The following is a 4,802-nucleotide window of genomic DNA, read 5'->3' as shown; positions in this document are numbered from 1 at the left end:
TGAACCGCCCCGAGTTCGATAGAGATCTCAGATGGTTGTTGTGACCTGGTGTTTCGTGGTTCCCAGGTAGTAGTTGGTCTCGTATTCGACGGGCGGGATGTGGCCTATTTCACCGTGGAGTCGGCGGTGGCAGTACCAGTCAACCCATTCGGCGGTAGCCAGCTCGACCTCGCTCAGGGTCTTCCAGGGGCGGCGGGGCTTGATGATCTCGGTCTTGTACAGGCCGATCGTCGACTCCATCAGCGCGTTGTCGTAGGCGTCGCCGACCGAGCCGATCGAGGCCGCGATGCCGGCGGCGTCGAGGTGTTCGGCGAGCTTGAACGACGTGTACTGGCTGCCCGCATCTGAGTGATGAATCAGCTCGCCAGGGATGTGGGGGCGGCCTTCACGGTCGCGCTGCCAAAGCCCCATCTCCAATGCATCCAGGACGAGTTGGGTCTCTTTGGAGGTGGAGGCGGACCAGCCGACGATGCGGCGGGAGAAGGTGTCCACGACGAAGGCGACGTAGACGACCCCCGCCCACGTGGCCACATGCGTGAAGTCGGCGACCCAGCAGCGGTTCGGTGCGTCGGCGACGAACTTGCGGTCCACCCGGTCCGGTGCCCGGTCGGCCGTTTCGTCGGGGATCGTGGTGATCACTCTCTTGCCCCGCACGGCGCCGGCGATGCCCATCTCGCGCATCAGCCGCTCGACGGTGCAGCGGGCCACCCGGTGGCCCTGGCGGTTCAGCTCGCGCCAGATCTTCCTTGCCCCGTAGACACGGAAGTTGGACGTGTAGACCTCCTGGATCAGCTCCTTGAGTTCCTCGTCCCGCACGGTTCGCGCGGACGGGTTCTGGAGTCGTTTCTTGTGGGCGTAGTAGGTGGATGGGGCGATCTTGCAATCGTGCTCGGACAGCACGCGGCAGATCGGCTCGACACCGCCGAAGCGGTCCCGGTGCTCGTCGATGAACGCTACGAGCGCAGGTGTGGCCGGTCGAGCTCGGCCGCGAAGAAACTCGCCGCAGCCTTCAGGATCTCGTTCGCCCGCTTGAGTTCAGCGTTCTCCCTCTTCAACGCCTTGATCTGCGCGGACTCCTCCGTCGTCGTCCCCGGCCGCTGCCCGGAGTCGACCTGGTCCTGCCGCACCCACTTGCGCAGCGTCTCATTCGAGCCGATGCCCAGTTTCTCGGCCACGGCCTTGATCGCGGCGGACTCGGTCGGGTAGTCGCCGCGAACTTCGGCGACCATGCGCACCGCGCGACGGCGCAGCTCAAGCGGATAGGAGGAAGGTCGTGCCATGACTCGATCCTTTCACGAAATCGAGTCTCCATTCGAGCCGGGGCGGTTCACACTGCCCGCAACTACCTTGGACGGGCGACCCGTTCCCTCGGGGGACAAGGAACAGAAAGGGAGCACCGGCCATGACCCAGCCCGCCCGCGACCTCGACCCCGCCCACTCCGCCCGCGACCTGTACGGCGTGGAGCTGCGCCGCCAACGCCAGCTCGCCGGGCTGTCGTTGGACCGGCTGTCGGACATCGTCAACTACAGCAAAACGCATCTGCACGGGGTGGAGACGGGGGAACGGCTTCCGCTGCCGCCGCTCTCGGAGAAGCTGGATGCGGCTTTCGGGACGGGGGAGTTGTTCCAGGGGCTGTGGGGAGCGGTGAAGCGGGAGCATACGCCGAGGCGGTTCGATCACTGCCTGGAGCTGGAGGCGAGGGCGGCACGGATCCAGGAGTTCTGCGCGGGCCTTGTCCCTGGGCTGCTTCAGACGCCGGCCTACATGCGCGCACTGTTCACTGAAGGCAATCCCGGGATGTCCCCCGCAGGGATCGACGACCTGGTGGCGAAACGCATGAGCCGCCAGGAGAACCTGCGACGGGAGCGCCCACCGCAGTTCTGGTGGATCATCGGCGAAGCGGCCCTGCTCCAGGCGGTCGGCGGCCCTGCCGTGATGCGTGGGCAACTCGCCGCTCTGCTTCCGCTGGTGAGGACACGCCACACCACGATCCAGGTCGCCCCTTTCTCTGCCGGGGCGCTCGCCCTGATGAACGGCACACTGATCCTGCTCACCCTCCCGGACAACTCCACCACGGTGTACCAAGAGGGCTTCGGGTACGGGGAGACCTTTGACGACCGGGAGATCGTCGCGCGTCGCATGCGAGGATTCGATGAGTTGAAGGCGTCCGCGCTCTCGGTGAGGGAATCCGCGGCATTGATCGAGGCCACGTTGGAGATGTACGAGTCATGCGAGCCACCCCAGACCTGAGCGCCGCCCGCTGGCGCAAGTCCTCCTACACCGGGCAGGAGGCAGGTGACGCCTGCGTCGAGGTCTCCGACGACTTCCCCGGCACAGTTCCCGTCCGTGACAGCAAGGACACAACCGGCCCCGTCCTGCTCCTGCCCGGAGCGGCGTGGCAGCCGTTCGTCGACAGTGTCAGGGACGGTTCCCTGTAAGCCGCACGAGGTCGATCCGTTCGCCCTCGATCAAGACGAACTCTCCGTCCACTTCGACGCTTTCGACCTCGGACCTCTCCCACAAATCTCTCCCGCGCCTGATGTCCACGGCTCGCAGGGAGTGTTCATACGAGGCGTCGCCGACCTGTGTCCGTTCTGCGCTTGTGCAAGCATCCGTCCATGGTTCAGATCCCTTTGAGCGACGCCCGCTCCCAGCTCGACGACCTCGTTGGCCGCGTCGCCCACGGCGAGACCATCGCCCTTACCGAGCACGGGCGGGTCGCCGCTTTCCTCGTACCACCCCAGGCCATGGAGGATCTTGAAGACACCCTGGCGTTGGCCGAATATCAGCTGAGGAAAGCACGCGGAGCGCTGGAGCCTGGAATCCCGCACGAAGAAGTCCGCCGAATCCTGGGGCTGCCGTAGGTGACACAATCGGGTAGGAGGGCCGGGTCGCCCGGCCCTCCTCCCACACCACCGGACATGCGGGTCACGCATCCGGCGGTTCACCAAGCTGATCTCAACCGTTGCCAGGTCGGCTTGAGCGTCTTCAGGCCGAGGTCGTCCCAGTAGGAGTTGGGCAGTGCCCGCGCGAGGACGGGGGAGCCCGCGATCCGCCAGTAGCCCTTGCTGCTGTTCCCCCACTCACGGGAGAACTGCTCGTTGAACCCGAGCTTGCGCAGCATGGCCCGGCGGGCCCGGGGGATCTTCCATTCCTTCCAACGGATCTGCCGCATCCTGCGGTGCAGCCACTTGTCCAGCTCGCGGAACAGATGCGCACCGTCCGCGAGCCGGAAGTAGCCCATCCAGCCAACGATGAAGCGGTTGATCTTCGCGATACGTTCGTTCATCGCGATGCTCCACCGGCGCGAGGTCAGCTCCCGCAGCCGCATCTTCAGACGGACGACCGCCTTCGGATCGACGCGGATCCCAACCTTCCCACGCCGGGCAAAATAGAAGCCGAACCCCAGCATCGTCATGACAGAAGCTGGGACCACCTTCGACTTGTCCCGGTTGACCTTCAGTTTCAACCGCTGCTCGACCACGGCCGTGACCGAGGCGAGCACCCGGCAAGCGGCTCGCTTGCTCCGCACGAAGACACGAACGTCGTCTGCGTAACGCACGAACCGGTGACCGCGCTTGAACAACTCCCGGTCCAGGTCGTCGAGCATGATGTTCGACAAGACCGGCGACAGCGGGGAACCCTGGGGGGTCCCCTCCGCGCTCGGCATCCTGATGCCGCCCACCATGATCCCGGCGTCCAGATACCTGCGGATCAGCTTCAAGACCCTGCGGTCATCGACCTTGCGCGCCACCCGCGCCATCAGGACGTCATGCTGAACCCGGTCGAAGAACCGGTCCAGATCAAGGTCCACGACCCAGCGGTGTCCGTCCTCGATGGCCCGCCGCGCGACACGGACCGCCTGATGGGCGGACCGGCCGGGACGGAACCCGAAGGACGACCCCGAAAACTGCGGGTCGAAGATGGGCACGAGCACTTGCGCGATGGCCTGCTGGATCAAGCGGTCCAGCACCCGCGGCACCCCCAGCATCCGCTCACCGCCGCCAGGCTTGGGGATGATCACCTGACGGACCGGCGCCGGCCGGTAGATGCCCGCGTCGAGTTCGGCCCTCACTTCGGGCCAGTGCACCGCGATCCACGGCCTCAGCTCAGCCGTGGTCATGCCGTCCACCCCGGGAGCACCCCGGTTGACTTCAACGCGGTTGAGCGCCGCGAGCAGGTTCTCCTTCGAGAGCATCAACTCCCACAGCGAAGACTCCCGCTCCCGGTGAACGCCCTCCGTGGAGTGCGCCGACCGGCCACTACGCTCCGCCAGGACACTTCCGGAATGCACCGGTCCCTTCCCGGTCGGCACCGCCGAAGCGGACTTACTGCGGTCCACGTGACCAGCACGAGCAACCACCACATCACCCGTTCCACTCGATGTTCGGCCCTTCCCAGCCCGCCACGCACCGGCAGCCATCCCGGCTGGTACTACGACCTCTGCTGACTTCTGCCCGGTCAGCCCGCGCCTCCCGGCACGGACCGTCGGCGCGGCGACAACTTCAGCACAACCGACACCCGGACAGATCTCCCCAGGTAAGAACGATCACTGTCCCTGGATCCCCGCCGCGTTTACGCACTGGCCCTCTTGGCAGTGACGGGCATCGCCTTCTCGTGCAGGCTCACCCGACCAGTACGCCTCATACGCGATTCGCGTTCCTCGGTACCCAGGTCTCGCCTCGGGCTTCCTCCAGACCCCACCTCACGATGACGCCCTTGCCTCCGGCTCGGGGTTAGCACCACCTCTTCCCCCAGGGGACTTCCACCCCCAAGCAATCGCCCATGCTGGGCACACACG

The 4,802-nt window shown here is 65.9% G+C and carries 5 protein-coding genes; 3 read left to right on the top strand and 2 right to left on the bottom strand.

Features of this window, described 5'->3' with window-relative positions:
- Nucleotides 1-27 precede the first annotated feature (27 nt).
- A protein-coding gene (locus tag GFH49_RS02385) for an IS3 family transposase (RefSeq protein WP_230396121.1) occupies nt 28-1,280 on the bottom strand; the annotation gives its coding sequence in 2 pieces (ribosomal slippage) (nt 28-998 and nt 998-1,280; 1,254 coding nt in all).
- 122 nt (nt 1,281-1,402) lie between these two features.
- Between GFH49_RS02385 and GFH49_RS02380 the strand changes: the two genes are divergently transcribed.
- From GFH49_RS02380 to GFH49_RS02370, 3 genes are all read left to right on the top strand, one after another.
- The gene (locus GFH49_RS02380; protein WP_155054051.1) at nt 1,403-2,251 is read left to right on the top strand and encodes a helix-turn-helix domain-containing protein; all 849 of its coding nucleotides are present in this window, start codon (nt 1,403-1,405) and stop codon (nt 2,249-2,251) included.
- Complete coding sequence (locus tag GFH49_RS02375; RefSeq protein ID WP_155054050.1) at nt 2,230-2,439, top strand: DUF397 domain-containing protein; 210 nt, start codon at nt 2,230-2,232, stop codon at nt 2,437-2,439. Before GFH49_RS02380 ends, GFH49_RS02375 begins: the two co-directional genes overlap by 22 nt.
- 180 nt (nt 2,440-2,619) lie before the next feature.
- Nucleotides 2,620-2,865, top strand: a complete 246-nt coding sequence (locus tag GFH49_RS02370; RefSeq protein WP_155054049.1) for a type II toxin-antitoxin system Phd/YefM family antitoxin — start codon at nt 2,620-2,622, stop codon at nt 2,863-2,865.
- An 80-nt stretch (nt 2,866-2,945) separates the two neighbouring features.
- Here the strand turns inward: GFH49_RS02370 and ltrA are convergent, their stop codons facing one another.
- Nucleotides 2,946-4,199, bottom strand: coding sequence for a group II intron reverse transcriptase/maturase (ltrA, locus tag GFH49_RS02365; RefSeq protein WP_230396118.1), 1,254 nt, complete (start codon nt 4,197-4,199; stop codon nt 2,946-2,948).
- Nucleotides 4,200-4,802 lie beyond the last annotated feature (603 nt).

Origin of the sequence: Streptomyces blattellae (assembly GCF_009709555.1) — a bacterium.
In the GTDB taxonomy this organism is placed as follows: domain Bacteria; phylum Actinomycetota; class Actinomycetes; order Streptomycetales; family Streptomycetaceae; genus Streptomyces; species Streptomyces blattellae.
Note: the sequence above shows the minus strand (reverse complement) of the source record. Positions and strands in the feature narration are given on the sequence as shown.

Bases quoted from the DNA above. Each gene is read 5' to 3' on its own strand.
- GFH49_RS02375 (WP_155054050.1), top strand. From the start codon at position 2,230: ATGCGAGCCACCCCAGACCTGAGCGCCGCCCGCTGGCGCAAGTCCTCC.
- GFH49_RS02380 (WP_155054051.1), top strand. From the start codon at position 1,403: ATGACCCAGCCCGCCCGCGACCTCGACCCCGCCCACTCCGCCCGCGAC.
- GFH49_RS02370 (WP_155054049.1), top strand. From the start codon at position 2,620: ATGGTTCAGATCCCTTTGAGCGACGCCCGCTCCCAGCTCGACGACCTC.
- ltrA (WP_230396118.1), bottom strand. From the start codon at position 4,199: ATGCTCTCGAAGGAGAACCTGCTCGCGGCGCTCAACCGCGTTGAAGTC.